Genomic DNA, 20,192 nt, shown 5'->3' on the forward strand with positions numbered 1-20,192 from the left:
TATTTACTTTTGTTTGTTAAAGTTACGAAGTATTGACTGGCTTTGAATTATCAATTCTGAAATGCAAGCTGTTGGGACTAATAGCAAAATCGATCGACAAAGTTTTACTGTTCTATTCGTCTTAGAGAGTACAACTCCGTTGATGCCAACATAACCTAGTTAATCTAATTAGAATCCAGTTGGCCGTAAGTTTTGCTCTTTGAATCGGGGGCTCCCAATACCTTGTAGGCTTTCCAATTGAATCTCAATTGAGTTACAGAACTAATTAATTAAATTGTCTAGTTATTGCCTCATTTGATCAGGTATATTCATATGCTTCGGAGTTATACTCCGCTGTTTAGTTATGGCAATTTGTCTAATAGACAATGAAATTAAGGTTTTGGCTGGCATTGAGAATGATTTGGGGACATTAACTTAATCCATCATGAATATGGTTTGGAGATGCCGTACATTTGGATTTTTTACTAACTAATATCGGCCAATTGTAATTATTAATTATAAATAGCAGAACCATATCTAGTTCTCCCAAAGCTGGGATTACGAGTAAATGTTGGAGTAGACCATGACATTAAACCAATTTGCGATCGTAGAAAGTACCTTAAGAGAAGGCGAGCAGTTTGTTGGTGCTAACTTCTCATCGGATGACAAGCTTGAAATAGCCAGAGCCCTAGATGAATTTGGGGTTGAGTATTTAGAGCTGACCTCGGCCGCGGCCTCTCCCAAGTCCAAGCGCGATTGCCAAAGAATTGCTGGCCTGGGTTTGAATACCAAGGTTCTAACTCACATTCGCTGCCACCAGGAGGATGCCAAGATCGCCCTAGATGCTGGCGTAGATGGGATCAACCTGGTGATTGGCACTTCCTACTTTTTGCGTGAGTACAGTCACGGTAAAGACATTGACACAATTATTGAGCTAGCTTCCGAAGTTTTAACCTTCATTCGTGAGCAGGCTCCTGAGGTTGAGTTGCGTTTCTCCACTGAAGATTCTTTCCGCAGCACCTACGAAGACCTATCGAGGGTCTATTTGGCGTTGGACAAATTGGGTGTGGTCGATCGCTTTGGTATTGCCGATACGGTGGGTGTTAGCACCCCCAATCGAGTCTATGATTTGGTGAGGATGGTACGCGCGCAAACCGATGCCTACATTGAATTCCACGGCCATAATGATACTGGCTGCGCGATCGCTAATTGCTATGCTGCTCTAGATGCCGGCGCTACCCACATTGACACCACTGTATTAGGAATTGGTGAACGCAATGGGATTGCACCGCTAGCAGGGTTTATTGCTCGCATGTATGCCGAGGATAAAGAGCTAATCAAGCAAAAATACAATTTGCCAGCTCTGGCTCCTGTCCATGAAATAGTCTCCCAAAAGGTAGGCTTGCCAATCCCAGTCAATCACTACATTGTGGGCGATTGTGCCTTTAACCATAAGGCCGGCATCCACACCAAAGCGATGCTGAATAACGCTAATGCCTATGAGATTATTGACCCCACTGATTTTGGCCTGAACCGCAATATTCAAATTACCCACAAGCTCACTGGCTGGCATGCGATCGCTAATCGGGTCAGTCAACTTGGTCTGGATCTCAGCATTTCTAAGATCAAGACTTTGACCAAGCAAATTAAAGAGATGGCCGATCAAAAAGACCTTACCCTCAATGAGGTGGATGATTTGCTGTGGGCGGCAGCACAGGCTCCTAATTCAGTTCCTTCTAACCGTAAGTAAATTATTGCTTGTTTATTTGCTTACCGAGCATGTAACCAGGTTGGCCAGATTCAGTTGATCGGATCATTGTGAATGATGATAAAAGGAGTGAGCTAGCTTAGTAAATCAACTATAGATTTTAAGACTAGTCCTCTTTTTGAAATCATCCAGATTGACCATAGCCATAGATATTATTTAGCAAAATTAGTAAAGCACCCAGGCGATCGCCGCTAAGTTGATCCATGCCTGGGTTATTCATTATGAATAGCTAGAATCCTGATACTTACAAATTTGAATTTAAGTATTTGAATTTAGGTAGCAACGGTTAGAATTGGGAATAAAATCGCCGCCAGGGAAGCCAAGCCACCAATAATCATCAAGCCCGCCGGCATAAACTTGCCAGTTTTAATCAGCCGCGCAATGAAAGTAATGATCAGCAGGCCAACGATGCCGATCGCCAAATATTGCCCCCAGGGTTGTCCACCCAACTGCACCACACCAGCCACAATCAACAAAATGCCACTGATGCTACCTGAGATCAAAGAGATTTTACTCTGGCTCTTGGTGTAACCAATAATTCCACCCACGATTGCCAACGCACCATAGGCAAAGGTGGCGATAGTACCTGTTTCCATATTTTGTTTATGTATATTACAAATATTTTGGTCTAGGTCTGATTTAATTGCGTGAAAACAAACCCTAAACCAAGATTAGCCGAGACTATGGCCAACTGCTCCAAGTGAGTGGCGATAGTAACAGAAATTCACATTTTGAGGTTAAGTGATCAAGCTGAAAATTTTCCCTAAGCAGGGATATAAACACTAATGATCGCGGCAAGGCGGCTGAGATAGGGAGCCGGATCGATCGCTGCCCAACCACTTATCGACGGAGCCAACACTTCAAAGTGGAGATGGGGGCCGGTCGATCGCCCCGTAGAACCAACTGTACCAATTTGCTGCCCTTTTTTAACTGGCTGGCCATGTTGTACCAGAATGCGATCGAGGTGGGCATAGCGAGTCCCAAAGGAAATATGGCTTAGTTCAATCAGGTTGCCATAACCACCCGATCGCCCCGCAAACTCAACCACTCCATCTTTGGTAGCCAGCACCGGTGTACCTCTGGGAGCACCAAGATCAATGCCACTGTGGAAAGCTGCTTCGCCTGTGATCGGGTGAGTGCGCCAGCCATAATTAGATGTCACCGGAAAGGCACGCGGCAATGGATAACCACCCACATTAAAGATCGGCAATTCGCCCGCCCTGGCAAAATTGGGTAACTGCGGCAAAATTGGATTGGGCTGCCATGCTACCCCCGGCACAAACACCACCTTGGGGCTTTGCAAACAGCCATTGCGTTCAAACAACACATCCGCCCTGAGTCCATATTTCTTGGCTACAACGCGGTAGTTATCCTCATTGCCCATATTGTGCATGATGCCATCAGTGGGCGGTATCGATAGCTTTTGGCCAGCCCTGACCCGGCCATTGCGGACATCGGGGTTAAAACCCATGATTGTGGCGGTGGTAATGTTATATTTTTGGGCGATCGCCGCCAGGCTTTCCCCTTTGGCAACCTCATGCTCGCTCACTAGTTCCAGGGTGGGCTTGCCACACAATGCTTCTAAATCTTGCTCAGCGGGCTTTGCATCCGCAGCAGTAGGACGGGAAAAGACAGATGCATAAACAGGGGCGATCGCTCCATGCATTCCACTAACAGCCAACATGCTGCCCCAGAAGATATTAGCTAATCTGCGCCATTGGGGTTGGGTAGCTGCGATTGGTTGAGCCTGGTTTAGGAAATTGGCAATCATGCTTTTGGCTGCTCCATCACCAGACCTATTGCTACAGAAACTAACTTGCTCTGATTTATTTATTTGATCTATAGGATTTGTCCCCACCCGCGATCGTAAATATCTCGACATATCCTGTGAACTATCTCTAATCAAACTCTACTCAGACAATACTGAACAAATTTGGCCTGAAGCGCAATCGTAATTTTAACGCACTCCTAAGTTTTGGCTGGAATGCTCTTGCGATCATAGGTATCAAATCTCTTAGCTCTAACATCATCGCAATGCTTAAATAACAATAGTTTTAGCGCTCCTTAGGCAAAGTATCTAACTGGAATTGAGCCAACAGAACTAAATAGCTAGCTTATTTTTTAACTAATTCACGATGTGGTCAATATACCGGAGAACTAGTTAATAAACTCTTGCGGAACTATTGTTAGCAAAAATCCTCCAGAACTCTTTGACAGGAACAGCGATCGCCCAGGTAAAAGCCCTCAGTGATTGGATCAAGCTGGCACAATAGCTTGCTAAAAAAATACTACACAATTAGGCAAGCATTTATTTCGTCAAACTTTAACCGATCGCAACCTAAACCAGTTCCGCTAATTACGGTAAAGTGAATCTGGCAAAATGCTCAGCTTTGACAATCCAAACTCAATAACGCATTAAAAATATCATGGTTTCTCAATTTGGCAACTCACCCGATAGTTTTAACTTAATGGACTTACAAAAATTTCTCGACATCGCCACGATCGCTGCCCGTACTGGCGGCGCTGTGCTTAAGTCCTATTGGGGCAAGTTGAAAGAAATTGACGAAAAACGCCCCGGCGATCTGATCACGGCCGCCGATCGAGAGTCAGAAGAAAAGGTACTGGCCACAATTCAACGGCATTTACCCAACCACGCGATTTTAGCAGAAGAATCCGGCGGGGCTAGTCTGGGCGATCATGAATATTTGTGGGTAGTTGATCCGCTCGATGGCACCACCAATTTTGCCCATCAATATCCTTTCTCTTCGGTTTCAGTTGGCTTGTTAATTGACAATCAACCTGCCGTAGGCGCAATTTATGATCCCTTTCGGGATGAGTTGTTCTTTGCCGCGCAAAACCTGGGCGCTTTTTGTGATCAAGGCGGCGATCGCCAACCAATTCACGTCGCCAATAATCAAACCCTCGATCGCAGCATTCTGGTGACTGGCTTTGCCTACGATCGCCATAAAACCAATGACAATAACTATGCGGAGTTTTGCCACTTTACCCATCTGACCCAGGGGGTGCGGCGCGGTGGTTCGGCAGCGTTGGATTTGGCCTATGTGGCCTGTGGTCGGGTGGATGGCTTCTGGGAGCGGGGCCTGTCAATCTGGGATATGGCAGCAGGAATTATTATTGCCAGGGAAGCCGGGGCGATCGTCACTGCCTATGATGGCTCTGAGTTAGATTTAAGCAGTGGTAGGATTCTGGCCACCAATGAGCATTTACATGGACAAATGGTCGAGGAATTAGCACAGGTCAGACCACTGACGGAGCAATTTCCGATGAGAGAATAATTATCAGCTTGGGTTCACTCAATCAACATTTTTGCTTTAAAATTAGAATAATCTAATCTATAAAGCTTGTTAATGTGTCTGATCGATATCAATATCTTCTCAAGTCAATAGCCGCAATAATCGCTGATTATCGCCAAGATGAAATTAGTTGCATTAACTCATCTCATGTAGATAGATGGGTAAAGCAGTTTGAGCCATTTGGATTTGATAAAAATGCTCAGATAGTTATTCTTCAGCAAATGGAATATCTATTAAGTAAATATTACTTTTCTCGCTTAAAGGTTCAAAATTTGCTTGATGGGATTACTAGTTCAGAAAAAATATTCGGTTCTAATCCCCTAGAGGCTATATCTAAGACAAAGTTCCTACAAATCCAATCCAAGGGAAATAGCCAGAACGATTTGCTGGAAATTTGCAATCAAAAGCTGCAAAGCAAGTATGGACTAAGTATTAATGAATGTGGCAATGACCAGCCTGAGGCCTATATATATCTTGATGACTGCCTGTATTCTGGTGATACAGCTACTCAAGATATCAAGTCATGGTTGCCTGATACTTTTTCAGGGGCAAAATTACATATGGTATTTTTTGCAATCCATTCTCTGGGACATTTTTATTTCAATAAGAATATTGAGTCAGAGGTTCAATCCGGTGGAATTGAGTTGAGGTTTTGGCGCAAAGAAGAGTTTAGTAATTCTCGTTGGGAAAGGGATAAATTTGATTGTTTTTGGCCATGTAGCTCGCCTAATGATAGGGGTAATAAACTTGTTGATGACTATGTGAAACAAATAGAAGCTCGTCGCAGTGCCTCCAGCAACCCTAATCGTCCACCTCCCATTTTTCGACCTAATAACGTACCAACTGAAGAACACGTATTTTCATCTGCTAAGTCTCGGCAAGTGATCGAGTCTGCATTTCTAAAAGCCGGTGCATATATTGTTTCCTTGCCTGAAGATCCAAATTCAAGTATGAAACCACTAGGTTATGAACGTTTTCACTCATTAGGTTTCGGTGCATTATTTACAACGTATCGCAATATTGCAAACAATTGTCCTTTAGCATTATGGTGGGGTGATCCTGATAAACCATATCCACTGAATCAATGGTATCCATTATTTCCAAGGATTGTAAATGAACAGGCTAATTATGATTAAGAGAAAAGCTGATTGTTATGGTGGTAACTGCAAAGCGTCCTGAATCAATAACATACCAACGGAAGGACTGTATTACTTTCCGCAAGACTAAGGAGAAGTTTGGCGGATTATCTAATATGGCGGGCGGTTATCCATTAGTAGTTAATGGATTAAAAATACTAAGTTCTGAAGCTCTTTATCAGGCATGTAGATTCCCAGACTTACCAGAAGTTCAAAGACTAATTATTGCTCAACGTAGTCCAATGACGGCAAAGATGAAAAGTAAGCCGTATCGTGAGCAATCCCGCTCTGATTGGGAGGAAGTGAGACACAAAGTTATGAGATGGTGTTTGCAAGTCAAGTTGATACATAATTGGGAGAAATTCAGCAACCTACTTTTGCAGACAGGTGACTTACCAATCGTCGAAGATTCAAGAAAAGATGATTTCTGGGGAGCTAAGCCACAAAACGGAGACGTGCTTTTAGGTCGTAATATGCTTGGTGGCTTATTGATGCAATTAAGAGAGCAAATCAGGCGCAAAGAAATCACATCGTATTCTACGATAGAGCCTTTAACTATTCCTAATTTTTTATTGTACGGTAAGGCAATCGCCTCAGTTTCGGTGGACAAATATGATGTCTTTTACGTGGCTTTACCAGCTATAGAAGAGTTTTTCAAGGAAGTCGATAGAGAAATCACCCCTAAAGAAATCGCCAAAGTATTTAATGTTCCAGCCAAATTAATGAATCGGTGGCTGAATCATGCTTCAAGATTGGGAAAAGTAAAAAAACATTATAAGCCGATTAGGTATAGTTCAGAGCCACAATTAAAATTACTAGAATCACTTGTGCCCCAAACGAGTAAAGTAGAAGGCTGATTGAACCTTCTATAATTAATGCGCTCGTTTTTCATTAAACTACTGTAAATCCTAAGCACGGTATTCAGGATTGGGAAAGTCAAACCGACAGCCCGCCTTCCACTCACTCAGTTGATTGCCATAGGCGGGAATCCCACCGATCGATTTCAGGAGCTTGCCCAGGTGGAGCAGATTCCAGGTCATAAAAGTGGTGTTGCGATTGGTAAAATCATTGTCAAAGCCAAGGCCATCATCACCGTACGACGGGCCAGGGCCAGCCTCGCCAATCCAGCCTGCATCTGCCTGGGGCGGAATAGTGTAACCAATATGCTGAAGCGAATAGAGCACACTCATCGCGCAATGTTTGATCCCGTCTTCGTTACCAGTAATTAAACAACCGCCAACCTTGCCATAGTAAGCATATTGCCCCTGGGCGTTGGTTTGGCCGGACATCGCATAGAGCCGCTCGATTAATTGCATACATACCGAGGAAATTTGCCCCAACCAGATCGGCGTACCAATAATCAAAATATCCGCTGCTTTAACTTTTTCATACAATTGTGGCCAGCGATCGCTATCCCACCCATGCTCAGTCATATCGGGATACACACCAGTAGCCAAGCCAGCATCAACAATGCGCACTAATTCAGTTTGTACGCCGTTTTTAGTCATGATGCTAATCGACTTTTGGATCAGAGTTTCGGTATGCGATGGTTGCGGGGATTTTTTCAGGGTGCAGTTTAAATACAATGCCTTCAGATCAGAATAATCATCTGGTGGATGGCTCTGTTCTTGTGGGGATTCACTCATGGTTCTTGCTCCTAGGCTCCTAGGTTACGATCGATTGCTTCATGGCTGTGCTCAGGATCTAATCTTAGCGATCGGTTTATGAATAAGACGTGAAGCGTTAATTTTGGGGAGACATTTGAGCACCGCACACTATCACCGATATATTTGCCGATATATTTGCCAATAAATTTGATAAATCGCAGTTCATGCACAAAATATATGCGGAATAGTTAGAAATACTTATCTCATCGCTAAAGGCTGCCCCAATATCCGCTGATACTTCTACTACCTCTACGCAATCGATCTGTAACTAGTGTTCTGTCAATCTTGGGTTTGTGAGTTAAGGGAAAGATGGATAAACTATACCTATGTTATCCGAGCAGTATATTATGCCTAAACGCTATATCGTCCGTTTGAGCAAGGAAGAGCGCGAAGAGCTGCAAAATCTTGTGTCTACTGGTAAGGCCGCCGCCTATAAAATCAAACATGCCAACATTCTGTTAAATATCGATATAAATGGCCAGAACTGGACAGATGCGGAAGCCGCCGCCACCTTTAGTTGCCATCGCAATACAGTAGCCAACCTGCGTCAACGATTGATTGAAGGAGGTTTAGAGTCGGCCTTGGCACGCAAACCTCGCCAAAGTGCGCCACGACCACACGTATGTGATGGAGAGTCGGAGGCAAAGCTAATAGCCTTACGTTGTAGCGAACCACCTGCTGGTCATGCTCGCTGGACATTGCGATTGCTTGCTGATAAAGCGGTGGAGTTAGAAATTGTACCAGCTATTTGTCACGAGACCGTGCGACAAGTGCTGAAAAAAACGAACTGAAACCACATCTACGTCAACAGTATGTGATTCCACCTGAGCAAAATGCCGATTTTGTTGCTCATATGGAAGATGTACTAGAGATTTATCACCAACCCTATGATTCTAAGCATCCGGTAATTTGCATGGATGAAAAACCGGTGCAATTGGTTAAACAAACACGCATTCCATTGCCGGCTAAATCAGGACAACCAGAGTTGGTAGATTATGAATATGAGCGCAATGGCACCGCTAATATTTTCTTGTTTACAGAACCTTTGGCCGGTTGGCGTAAAGCAGTTGTGAGTGAACGCAGAACCTCAGTTGATTGGGCGATCGAAATTCAACGCTTACTTGAACAAGACTACGCCGATTGCGAGACTGTCATTTTGGTATGTGACAATTTGAACATTCACAAACTTGCCTCGCTCTATCAGGCCTTTGCTCCGTCCACTGCGCGTCGGTTGGTCGAACGGCTAGAAATTCACCATACGCCCAAACATGGAAGTTGGCTAAATATTGCCGAAATCGAGCTGTCTGCACTAACCCGACAATGTCTGGATCGACGGATCCCAGATCGAGAAACTCTTGAACAAGAAACATCAGCTTGGTTCATTGAGCGTAATCATTTGCAGAAGTCGGTAGATTGGCAATTCACAACTGCAGATGCTCGTATTCGCCTTAAGCGACTTTACCCACAAATTGAAAGCTGACAATCCACTAGATTTGGATTAAATATTTTAAGCTGCTGTTTTTTCTAACCATCGCCACCAACGACTGAGCGGGAAATAGAGCGCCGGTGACCACAAACTATTCAACACCGCCGTGGTCAGGGTAATGCGTTGTTGCATCAGCCAGACTTGGGATAGGTCACGCCCCAGTACGGTTAATTGCAAAGCGATCGCGGTTTCTGATACCACCGACATGCCAAACACAATCAAGGCGATCGAAACAAAATCCTCTTGCACATAGCGTTGTTTTTGCAGCAGCGCGGTCAGGATCGCCACCAGCGCCATGCTGATCGCCCTGGTTGGTGCCAAGGATATATCGCCAGGAATCGTCATCGCATCTTGCAACAAACCCACTGACACGCCAGCGATCGCCGCCACCACCACTGGTTTATTGATGCTCCAGGTCACCAGCCAGATCAAAAGCCAATTGGGAGCCAGATCAAACAACGTGAACCCCGGCAATCGCAGCGGCATCAATAACAGGCACAAAAACAATGAACCCAGAGTCACCAACCAGCCGATCGGTCTGAGCAATCGCGGATTTAATTTTTCTAGGGTTCGCAACATCGATCCTTCTAGTCAGCCGATCTAATCAATGTCCCTACTCAGTCTATTCAGGGATCGCTAATTCATTTTTACCCTTCACCGCTTCCGGCACAAAATCCTTAGGCTCATAGGGATAGAGTTGCACAAACTCAATCATACTCATCGGTGCAGAAAACTCTACCACTGCTTCGGGGGCGGGTTGTTTATCCAGGTTAATGCTTTTAATCTTGCCGACCGGAATCCCAGGCGGATAGAGGGTGCTATAGGGGGATGTCAACACAATATCACCAGGGCTGACATCGGGATCGCGCTCGAAGAACTCCAGGATTGCTTCATTTTGGGCTTGACCACGCAGCATCCCCATATGTCGAGTGCGGCTGATTGTTACGCCTACTTGCGAGGTGGGATCACTGATTAACAAGATTCGGCTGCTATGGCTCGATACATCCGTAACCCGGCCAATTAGACCACCAGGCCCCAGGGCGATCGCCCCAGGTTGAAGATTGTCGCTACTGCCTCGCCCCACAAGAAGCTGCTGCCACCAGGAATCAGAACTACGCCCGATCGCGGCCGCCCAGATCCCTTCGCCTTCTGCCCCCAGCGTGATATTGTCCCCTAATACCTGACGAAATTGCTTATTTTGATTCTCCAACTCAGTCAGCCGATATTGCAGCTCACGCAAACTCGCATCCGCCACCTGTTCATCATAGGAATAGGTTTCCTGAAACGGACGGGATAGGGTTTGATAAATTTCCATCACCATTCTTCCATTGCCCTGTCTGATCGCCCAGGCTCCCACCAAACCCAACGAAACTAGCAAAAATTGGATACTATAGCGTTCCCACCAACGACGGATCGACTCCATATAAAAATCTAAGGCTTATTTAGCTGATTGCTGACTTGAACTGGTTACAACTGACTCGGAATTATTAGGTAAGGAGGCGATCGGAAATTTTTCTTTGCTCTTAGAATCCTGAAGATTAAAACTTTTACCGAATAATAACTAAATAATAAAAGCGATTAGATCCTACTAAAAGTTACTGAGGTCACTGGTCAGCACCCGTCTGAGATTCTTATAATCCTCAAGCACACGGCCAGCACCCAACACCACACAATTGAGCGGCGCCGGGGCGACATGGGTGACAATACCGGTTTCATGGCTGATCAACGTATCGATCCCATTCAGCAACGCACCACCACCAGCTAACATAATACCGCGATCGATGATGTCGGCGGCTAGTTCGGGCGGGGTTTTTTCCAGGGTGCGCTTGACTGCTTCCACAATTACCGACAGGGGCTCGGCCATACTCTCACGGATTTCCGTAGCCTTCACGGTCACCGTGCGGGGCAAACCAGAGAGCAAATGCAAACCGCGTACCTCCATTGAGGCTTCTTCGGAGGTGGGGTAGGCAGAACCGATTTTAATTTTAATTTCTTCTGAGGTGCGCTCGCCCACGACCAGGTTATGCACCTTTTTCATGTAGCTCATGATCGCTTCACTCAGCTCATCCCCAGCCACCCGCACCGATTCGCTCAGCACAATCCCTTGCAAACTCATCACCGCCACTTCGGTGGTACCACCACCAATGTCAACGATCATATTACCGGTCGCATCAGCCACGGGCAGCCCTGCCCCGATCGCCGCGGCAATAGGTTCAGCGATCGTATAAACTTCCCTGGCTCCAGCCCGCTTGGCCGCATCCATCACTGCTCGCCATTCAACGCCGGTTACACCACTGGGAATGCCGATCGCAATGCGGGGATTAAAAATACCGCGCTTGACCCGTTGAATAAATGCCCGCAGCATCATTTCCGCATAATCAAAGTCAGCGATCACACCATCGCGCAACGGCCTCACCGCAATAATATCGCCAGGGGTACGGCCGATCATTTTATTGGCTTCTTCACCCACCGCATAGGGGGTTTTATCTCTTTGATCAACCGCGATTACCGATGGTTCTTGGAGTACGATCCCTTCACCGGAAACAAACACCACCGTGTTTGCCGTACCAAGGTCTATGCCGATATCCTTCGAGAAGTGACGTAGTATCCCCACAGCAAGTAATTCCTAAAAAATACAAAGGTTGACCAAAACTTAAGCACTGATAAGTATTAGTTTTGCAGATTCTATTACGATTGGTAACACTTAGTCTAGTAGGCCAAGATCTGGCTTACTATATCAAATCCAACTTTATAGTTAGATTTACTTGAGCATGATATTTAGGTTCCGGCTCGATCGCCCAATTGGAAGCTACTCAATTGTCTTATGTTAAAGCTGATCCCATGCTGTAAATATTAAGGTTAAGGTACTAAATTAATCCGCATCAGTTAACCTAACTTAACTTGCTAGATCGTCCCCATGATCTGCATATTGCTTAAATCTTTCTAGGTCGGCTTGTAGCGTCGATTCAACCACCCTACCCAAGAATAAATCATCCATCACCTGCCCCACAATCCCAGGAATGGCGTAGGCAACGGTGAGCTTGACCACGGTGCCAACTTTACGATCGTAGAATCTGACTGCACCACGATTGGGCAGGCCACTAACCGACTCCCATTGAATAATCTGGTTGGGAACTTGCTTAGTTATATTTGCTTTCCAGGTAAAGTTAAACCCACTTGAACCCAAGACCCATTCTGACAGTTCTGGATTTTCGGCATTAATTCTCACCCCTTCGATCCACTTCATCCATTTGGGCATCTTTTCCAAATCTGACCATAATGCCCAAACTTTTTCGATTGGGTAGTTGACTTCAATTTGTACGGTATGTTCTAACCAATCTGCCATGTGTAATCAAATACCCATATTTCAAATAGTGATCCAGTTCAAGTGTATACAAAGCTTAAAGGATGTTGTGGCTTGAGCAAGAGTTTTTTGAGTCTAGCTCTTTACGATCGCTTGCTAAGTTTGCAAATTAAGTCCTCTGCATCGGCAATGGCCAATCATTAATCATAGACTTCTTGCCTCAATCCTTGAATAGTGGCGGAAATCATATTTCTCTGGCTGCAATATTGGACTCTTTGAAGATTTCTAGTTCTACTAGTTCTAAATGATCAAAGCAAGCAAATACATTGTATTTAGATTAGAGATTAGTTGCGTAAGTTAAATAGGGCATAGGCATTTTGGGTGGTGCGATCGGCCAACGTAGTCAAATCCTCGCCGCGCACCTCTGCCACCTTTTGAGCCACATGCAACACATAGGATGGCTCATTGCGTTTACCCCGCTTCGGCACCGGAGCCAGAAATGGGCAATCGGTTTCCACCAGCAGGCGATCGCTTCCCACTATCTTGATTGATTCACGCACTGCAGCAGCATTTTTGAACGTGACCACACCACTGAAGCTGATATAAAAACCGAGATCAATAAACCATTGGGTTTCTTCCGGTGTACCAGTCCAGCAATGCATCACCCCCTTGGCTGGTTGCTCTGGATTGGCGGCATTAAATTCCTTAATCACATCTCTGGCGGTTTCGGCGGCATCACGGCAATGAATAATCACTGGCAGATTTAAGTCTCTGGCGATCGCCAATTGAGCCTGGAAAGCCTGGATCTGCGCTGCTTTATTCTCGGCCTTAAAAAAATCCAACCCCGTTTCACCGATCGCCACTACCCTTTGATCGCTCTGGGCTAATGCTTTGATTTGGTCACCAATTTCTGACCGCCAGCCAATTTTGTCTAGATCCTGATCCAGCGGATGCAAACCCACGGCAAAGCTAACTTCTGGGAAGCGATCGGCGATCTCTTTAATCGTGGCAAACTCATCGGGAGTCACACAGGAATGCACCAGCCGCGCGATGCCATTAGCTTGCCAGCGATCGCGGACAGCTTCGATGTCTTTTTGGAAGTCCTCAAAGTTAATGTGGACGTGGGTATCAACCAGTTGCATTGCTTGCCTTAATAACAACAATAGTAAGTAAGAATGATTAGAGCTAGGGTTTTTGACTAAGTTAAATGATTAAATATAACTAATCCGAGATCTACTCTAACCATAAACTGGCTTTTTCTTACCTACCTAGATGAGCATTTATGCAAAGGAGGAAGATGGGGCGATCGCTCTCTTTGCTTGCTCAACTGCCTAATGCTTGTTTGCCTAATATTTTTTCAAGTGGATTATTGCCCAAGATTGATATTGGGTATTGTACATAGGCAGGATGATTTAACGATTAAGCGATCGGTCAAACTGATATTAGACAGAGGCTTGATATTTTTATTAGCGACATTTACATTACTAGAACTAGGCAATGCCGCATTGTTTGTACCAAGCATTGATATTTTCGCTAAAAAGGTCGCTAGAAATTTTACAAAGCTTTCGATCGATTTGCAGCCCAATGCTGGCTATGCTGATCTTCCTGCCGTTATCTTTTAATCTGCTCAAACTGACGAATTTAATCGAACCTAGATCGAACCTAGCGCCTAAATCTACCCGTAGGATTAGCAACACCAGAAAAAGTAGGATCGCTGGTTCTGGTCAGAGTTGGGTCTGCGATCGGATAGGTTTGGTTAGCGGGCGGTGCGGTCAGCAAAGGACGAGAGCGCTGATTAGTGGGATTGGCATCGAGTTGAAAAGATTTACCAGGCAAATTAAGGCTTTCAGGCACATCCAGCGGGATCAATCTTGGTCTGGGGCGGCTGGGTGGAGCATCGGTAAAAAATGGGCTGGGGTTAGCAAGCTGGAGGCGATCGCCTTTAGGTCCTTTGATCTCAATAGTTTCAAGCTCGGCTGGCTGCTCTAAGTTGGTTGGTTGGCCTGGTGCAGCATCACTGGGGCGATCGGTAAATTTATTTACGCTGGCAGGGCGATCGATATTATCTGAATTATCCAAATTATCTGAATTATCTGGCGGCATTTGAGCAATTTCAGCGACAAATTCAATTTCGGTAGCCAAAGCAAAATTAGCCATCCCCATTGCCAAAACTGAAATGGTGGTGATTGTAGTAATCGATCGCAAGCTCAACACGGGCTTTTTACCTCAACGTAGCTAGATATAGCTTAACGTAGTTGAAAACTAGCTGCCCTTTTGCCCTTTAAACCTGATCCCAAATGTACTGGCATAAATATACCGAAAAGGTGCGTACCTGGTAGCCTTCGGTTTGCAGCTCAGCCGCATTTAAACCTGGCTGTACCCGCCCCGCACAACGACTAATAAATTCAGGCTGACCAGTGCCATTAGCCTTAAGCTGCCTGAAATAGGCTTGATCATTGGCATTAATGCGATCGGGCCAATAGGTGGCAGCCAGGTCAAATGCCCGTTGCTTTTGCAGTTGCGAGGTGATCACAGCGTAATTTTGTTGATAGCCCTCCAGCTTGGATTTGGCTTCCGCGGTTGCTAAAGTATCTTCAGGCACTCTTTGCAATAGCTCAATCGATTTTTGCCACTTGGTTTGAGATTCTTGCCATACCTCAGTAGGATGCGGTGGATTCTGGGTTAGCGTAGCAGCTTCTAGAGCCAGCTTTTTCGCCTCTGCTAGTTGATTGGCAGCAGTTTCTTCGATCGTCAGTTTTTGCTGCAATGCTAGCTGCTTTGTTTTTAGCTCGGTTAACTCAGCCTGGGCATCGCGGAATGGATAGCCAGGGCGGTTCGGAATTTGCTCCAGATAACTAACCGCTTTGTTGATCTCCTGGTTAGTGCTTTGCAACGCATCGAGTTTACCAATTTCTTCCACCGGTAAAAGACTATTAGAGATGCCCCTAGCCACATCAAATCTTTCTTGTTGTTTGAAATAGTCATAGATCCCAACCACCGCAAGCACCACAATTATAATGCCAGCGATCGCCAGGTAGAGAGCGTTCCCAGACTTTGAGCTTCTGGGTTGATCGATCGTAATTCCTTCCGGATCACGATCGCGGTAATTAGGGATTTCCAGGGAATTATCAGGATCTGCACTGGCAAATAAATCTACCGCCTCTGGATCACCAGCAGCCCTGGGGTTTTGATTGCCTCTAGCCTGCTGCTGCATGTAGTAGTCATCATAAAAATCACCATCAGCAACATCATTTTGATTGCGGCGTGACCTATCTTGCCGACGGCGATCGAGGAGCTCAGGATTGGCAATCACCGCCTCGGTAGCATCCTCTGGCTCAAGCAGATCTTCGGCATCAATAGAATCGGTAATATCACCAATATCTGGAATTTCAGTAACACTGCCAATGCCATTATCCAGTGTCTCACTCAGACCCACAAAATCAGCCTCAACATCATCTAGATCCAGTTCTGCATTGAGATCGTTGAGATCATTGAGATCGCCCAAACCTGATTGCTCCGAGGTTAAATCGGTTGCCTCTAGAGCCCCATCGCTGCCATTACGATTTTTGACCCGATCGCTAATATCGGTGGGCAAATCAAAGGGCATGGCGCCGGGAATGAACGTGGCCGGTTCATCATCATAATCATCATCGTCCAGATCATCCTGCTGATCAGACATTTGGTCTAGATCTAGCTCAGAATCTAGATCAGCCATATTATCCGTATTCTCCCTCACCATCGATTCAGCGATCGCAGCCAAATCATCCAATCCAGTTGACTCACCGGTAACCATCGGTGGGATCGGTGGCACTTGCAGGGCACGACCAAGGGTATCATCATCCCGATCGTCCCGATCGCCAGGAGCAGAAACATTACCCAAAAGCAACTCAGCCGCATCTAAGTCCCCCATTGATGACAGATCTGAGCGACTCAACTCACCAGTTTTTTGCCATTCTGGCTGCCTAGAGCCAGCAACACGGCCATACACAACAAACTTGGTTATATCTTCAGGTAAATCACTAAACTGCTCTAAGCCACTGCGCACCACATCGAATAGCACATCATAATCAATATCATTGGATGCACTGCGAGTTACCAGGATGTTGGCCTGGTCTTTACGTTGCTTAACCTGCACCTTAACCCGATAAAAATTTAAGTCAGCCTGAAGAGACTTGGTAATTTGGTTATCGTCCATGTTCAGCGCCCCTAGTGCTCAATCCTAACCACAAATAAAACAGGTGAATAGTTTAGTCTTCAGTTATCACAGCAATCAAGTGCCAATTGAATTTCTAGTCTATCTTCTCAGTCAAATTCACTAATAGATCTAGGGCATACCTAAATTGTAATAATTAATGGCTTCAATCTGTAATCTAGGCATTCGATCGCTTCCCTTGTCTATAGCATAGATGAGCGATCAGAGCCGATAGTTAACAAATCTTAGGGTTGTAATTTGGCGATCGCCCCCATATCCCTTAGCCTGATCCAGCAGAGCTACAAACCCTGGATTAGGCAATAAAATCAAGCCCACCAGCTAAATAGGTTATAGCCCAAAACAAATGCAATAGGATTCGGTGCTGCAAATAATTCTTACGGGGAGCCAGTTCGATCCAAAACCAACGCTAAAATGCAAGATGTAGGCCAAAATGGCATCTGACGAAAAGTCAGGCAATCGGCAAACTTAGGAGCGGCAGCAAACCTTGGCAAAATTACTATCACGTCTCTATCAACTAATGCGCTCATGGTGGGCTGGCTTTACCCTCCAAACCAAATTAATGGCGTTGATTACACTAATGGTGTCGCTTTTGATGAGTGGAGTCACCTTCTGGGCTGTAAATGACATTCAAACCGATGCCCGCCTCAGTGATACTAGATTTGGCCGCGATCTGGGGCTTTTGCTGGCTGATAACGTCGCCCCATTGGTGGCGAGAGACGATCGCACCGAGATCGCCCGCCTGTCTAAAAATTTCTACGACAGCAGTTCTAGTATTCGCTACATTATCTATGCCGATCCTGGTGGTGAGATCTATTTCGGTATTCCCTTTTCGGCCAATGAGGTGCAAAGCTCCCTGTCATTGCGGCGGCGGATTCAAGTGCCCGAAGATCCTAGATCCGATCGCCCCCTAGTACGGCAGCACCACACGCCCGAAGGCATTGTTACCGATGTATTTGTAAATATCAGCTTTGAAGGTCAAAAATTAGGCATCCTGGCCGTTGGCATTAACCCTAATCCAGCGGCGGTAGCTTCTTCGAGCCTGACCCTGAATGTTACTACGGCGGTGTTTGTTTCAATCTGGTCAATGGTCATTTTGGGCGCAGCCACCAACACCTTGATTATCACCAAACCAATTAAGGAGTTGGCAACGGGGGTAAAAAGTATTGCCAGTGGGAATTTTCAACAGCGGATCGATCTGCCCTTTGGGGGTGAGTTGGGCGAATTGATTCGCAGCTTCAATGAAATGGCGATGCGACTGAAAAGCTACGAAGAGCAGAATATTGAAGAGCTTACCGCGGAAAAAGCCAAGCTGGAAACCCTAGTATCCACGATCGCCGATGGGGCAATTTTATTAGACTCTGAGATGAAGGTGGTGTTAGTAAATCCCGCAGCAGCCAAGTTGTTCTGCTGGGAGCAAGCTAATGAGGTCTATGAGACCCCAAATTTACTTACTGTGGCCAGTTTAGGTGATGATAATAGCAAAGCCAAAGCTATTAAGCCAGAGCAATCGATCCCCAACACCATCAACCACACGCTAGTAAATAATATTACTGAGACTAAGAGTGAGACTGTAACGCCCGATCAAGAAGCCCAGCAATCTGCCCTGGTCGCTTTGGTTGATCAAATTGATCAAATTGATCAGATTGAGCCAGCGATCGCCCTAGCCAATCACAAAGGCTCAAACGACAAAGGCGTAGTGGGAATGAATATTTTGCAAGCATTGCCCGAAGCGATCGCCACCGAAATTTCGCGGCCACTGCTCTTGATTGCTTCCGGTGAACAAGAGACAGGAGAATATCGAATTACCACCGCTGCCGATGCGGCTGATTCGGGCTCGCTTACCCATACGCTGCGGATCTGGATTACTACGGTGGTTGGTAGTGACAATAGCCTCAAGGGGATCGCTATGACCGTGCAGGATATTACCCGCGAAGTGGAGCTAAACGCCGCCCAGGCCAGATTTATTAGTAATGTTAGTCATGAGCTACGCACGCCCCTGTTTAACATCAAATCATTTATTGAAACCCTCTATGAATATGGGGATGAACTGAGCGAAGAACAGCAAAGAGATTTCCTCGATACGGCCAATCGGGAAACCGATCGCCTCACCCGTTTGGTTAATGATGTTTTAGATCTTTCGCGCCTAGAATCAGCCAGGCAATATCACTTTGATGCCACTGATATCACCCAGCCGATCGAACAGACAATGCGCACCTATCAACTCAATGCCAAGGATAAGGGAATTGAGCTGATTAAGGAGGTAGCTGATGATTTACCCAAGGTTTGGGGTAACTATGACCTGCTTTTGCAAGTGCTGGCTAATTTAGTTGGCAATGGGCTTAAATTCACTGATGCTGGTGGCAAGGTAATCTTGCGTGCCTATGCTTGGCAAGATCAAAACGCCACTGCCCCCAATCGATCGGTAAGTCGGGTGCGGATTGAAATTGAAGACACCGGCATTGGCATTGCACCAGACGATCAAACCAGGATTTTCAATCGTTTCTATCGGGTTGAGAATTTGGTGCACACCCTCGAAGGCACTGGGCTGGGGCTGTCGATCGTCAAAAATATTATCGATAAGCACCACAGCCAGATTCATATTCGCAGTGAAGTGGGCAAGGGCACTTGTTTCTGGTTTGATCTGGGAGTCTTGCAAGAGAAATGCGATCTCAACCCTGAACAACATCAGGATCACCTAGATTCAGAATCTACAGAGCATTCAGAACATCTAGGACAGGAGAATCCAGCTAATTTAGAGCCACAGGACGAGGCGATCGCCAATGCAGTCGTTGATAATTTGCCAACGCAGCCAACCGATCAGCCGACCGATCAACAGGCAAATCAACAAGATCAACAGGCAGATTCAGATTTAATCAATGCCAATTCAACTGGATAGACCAGCTTAACTTTTGGGTTAACTCTATTTATTTGTGATTAGGGCGATCGTGTGTTCAGGCGATCGCTCACAGGTGTTTTCGCGCAAATTGCCAGCCAAATTGCCAGTCAAATTGACAGCCAAATTGATAGTGAGTATGGCTTGATTCGAGTTTAAGCGATCGCTAAGTTAGCACCAAGTTAGCGTATTATTAAGAGCGAGCACGATCAACAATTTATGATTGCCAGCAATTATTGGTGCCAACTTGCAATTATACGCAAACTATTTTTTGAATTAATTAAACCAACTTACAACTAATACAACTAAAAAGATAAGCGATAAACAACTATGGACATTTTGACATTTGGCTGGGTTGCCCTGATTGGTATTTTCACCTTATCGATTGCTTTTGTGGTCTGGGGTCGCAACGGTTTATAAAAGATCGCTTTT

General features: G+C 45.5%; 17 protein-coding genes. 7 read left to right on the forward strand and 10 right to left on the reverse strand.

Annotated elements, in window-relative coordinates; genetic code table 11:
• The first annotated feature begins 562 nt into the window (after positions 1-562).
• Positions 563-1,729 (forward strand): homocitrate synthase, encoded by a 1,167-nt coding sequence (gene lysS / locus PSE7367_RS11125; protein ID WP_015165445.1) that lies wholly within the window; start codon positions 563-565, stop codon positions 1,727-1,729.
• A gap of 290 nt (positions 1,730-2,019) precedes the next feature.
• Here lysS and PSE7367_RS11130 read toward each other — a convergent pair whose 3' ends face one another.
• A complete protein-coding gene (locus PSE7367_RS11130; protein WP_015165447.1) occupies positions 2,020-2,343 on the reverse strand; it encodes a TMEM14 family protein in 324 nt (107 codons plus the stop codon).
• Positions 2,344-2,510: 167 nt separating this feature from the next.
• Entirely contained in the window at positions 2,511-3,629 is a 1,119-nt protein-coding gene (locus PSE7367_RS11135; protein ID WP_225882652.1) for a M23 family metallopeptidase, read from the reverse strand.
• A gap of 544 nt (positions 3,630-4,173) precedes the next feature.
• Between PSE7367_RS11135 and PSE7367_RS11140 the strand changes: the two genes are divergently transcribed.
• The 3 genes from PSE7367_RS11140 (at position 4,174) to PSE7367_RS11150 (ending at position 7,054) form a co-directional block, all read left to right on the forward strand.
• Positions 4,174-5,043 (forward strand): inositol monophosphatase family protein, encoded by an 870-nt coding sequence (locus tag PSE7367_RS11140; protein ID WP_015165449.1) that lies wholly within the window; start codon positions 4,174-4,176, stop codon positions 5,041-5,043.
• Between the two features lie 74 nt (positions 5,044-5,117).
• Complete coding sequence (locus tag PSE7367_RS11145) at positions 5,118-6,197, forward strand: phosphoribosyltransferase-like protein (protein ID WP_015165450.1); 1,080 nt, start codon at positions 5,118-5,120, stop codon at positions 6,195-6,197.
• 17 nt (positions 6,198-6,214) lie between these two features.
• Positions 6,215-7,054: an NADAR family protein gene (locus tag PSE7367_RS11150; RefSeq protein WP_015165451.1), complete on the forward strand. Its 840-nt coding sequence runs from the start codon at positions 6,215-6,217 to the stop codon at positions 7,052-7,054.
• Between the two features lie 51 nt (positions 7,055-7,105).
• Here PSE7367_RS11150 and PSE7367_RS11155 read toward each other — a convergent pair whose 3' ends face one another.
• Complete coding sequence (locus PSE7367_RS11155; protein WP_015165452.1) at positions 7,106-7,843, reverse strand: flavodoxin family protein; 738 nt, start codon at positions 7,841-7,843, stop codon at positions 7,106-7,108.
• A gap of 368 nt (positions 7,844-8,211) precedes the next feature.
• Between PSE7367_RS11155 and PSE7367_RS22000 the strand changes: the two genes are divergently transcribed.
• A protein-coding gene (locus tag PSE7367_RS22000) for an IS630 family transposase (RefSeq protein ID WP_156800460.1) occupies positions 8,212-9,344 on the forward strand; the annotation gives its coding sequence in 2 pieces (ribosomal slippage) (positions 8,212-8,641 and positions 8,641-9,344; 1,134 coding nt in all).
• Positions 9,345-9,371: 27 nt separating this feature from the next.
• Here the strand turns inward: PSE7367_RS22000 and mreD are convergent.
• The 7 genes from mreD to PSE7367_RS11205 form a co-directional block, all read right to left on the reverse strand.
• Positions 9,372-9,929, reverse strand: coding sequence for a rod shape-determining protein MreD (gene mreD / locus PSE7367_RS11170; protein ID WP_015165453.1), 558 nt, complete (start codon positions 9,927-9,929; stop codon positions 9,372-9,374).
• Between the two features lie 43 nt (positions 9,930-9,972).
• Complete coding sequence (gene mreC, locus PSE7367_RS11175) at positions 9,973-10,773, reverse strand: rod shape-determining protein MreC (protein WP_015165454.1); 801 nt, start codon at positions 10,771-10,773, stop codon at positions 9,973-9,975.
• A gap of 165 nt (positions 10,774-10,938) precedes the next feature.
• Positions 10,939-11,964: a rod shape-determining protein gene (locus PSE7367_RS11180; protein ID WP_015165455.1), complete on the reverse strand. Its 1,026-nt coding sequence runs from the start codon at positions 11,962-11,964 to the stop codon at positions 10,939-10,941.
• 282 nt (positions 11,965-12,246) lie between these two features.
• Positions 12,247-12,696: an SRPBCC family protein gene (locus PSE7367_RS11185; protein ID WP_015165456.1), complete on the reverse strand. Its 450-nt coding sequence runs from the start codon at positions 12,694-12,696 to the stop codon at positions 12,247-12,249.
• 302 nt (positions 12,697-12,998) lie between these two features.
• The gene (locus PSE7367_RS11190) at positions 12,999-13,796 is read right to left on the reverse strand and encodes a TatD family hydrolase (protein WP_015165457.1); all 798 of its coding nucleotides are present in this window, start codon (positions 13,794-13,796) and stop codon (positions 12,999-13,001) included.
• Between the two features lie 520 nt (positions 13,797-14,316).
• Positions 14,317-14,868, reverse strand: a complete 552-nt coding sequence (locus PSE7367_RS11200; RefSeq protein WP_015165458.1) for a hypothetical protein — start codon at positions 14,866-14,868, stop codon at positions 14,317-14,319.
• 67 nt (positions 14,869-14,935) lie between these two features.
• Entirely contained in the window at positions 14,936-16,849 is a 1,914-nt protein-coding gene (locus PSE7367_RS11205; protein ID WP_015165459.1) for a hypothetical protein, read from the reverse strand.
• Positions 16,850-17,351: 502 nt separating this feature from the next.
• On the opposite strand from PSE7367_RS11205, the gene PSE7367_RS22745 reads away from it, so the two are divergent.
• Together PSE7367_RS22745 and petN are read left to right on the forward strand one after the other, a co-directional pair.
• Complete coding sequence (locus tag PSE7367_RS22745; RefSeq protein WP_015165460.1) at positions 17,352-19,763, forward strand: ATP-binding protein; 2,412 nt, start codon at positions 17,352-17,354, stop codon at positions 19,761-19,763.
• Between the two features lie 327 nt (positions 19,764-20,090).
• Positions 20,091-20,180, forward strand: coding sequence for a cytochrome b6-f complex subunit PetN (petN, locus tag PSE7367_RS11215; RefSeq protein WP_015165461.1), 90 nt, complete (start codon positions 20,091-20,093; stop codon positions 20,178-20,180).
• Positions 20,181-20,192: the final 12 nt, after the last annotated feature.

The organism is Pseudanabaena sp. PCC 7367 (assembly GCF_000317065.1).
Classification (GTDB): Bacteria; Cyanobacteriota; Cyanobacteriia; order Pseudanabaenales; family Pseudanabaenaceae; genus Thalassoporum; species Thalassoporum mexicanum.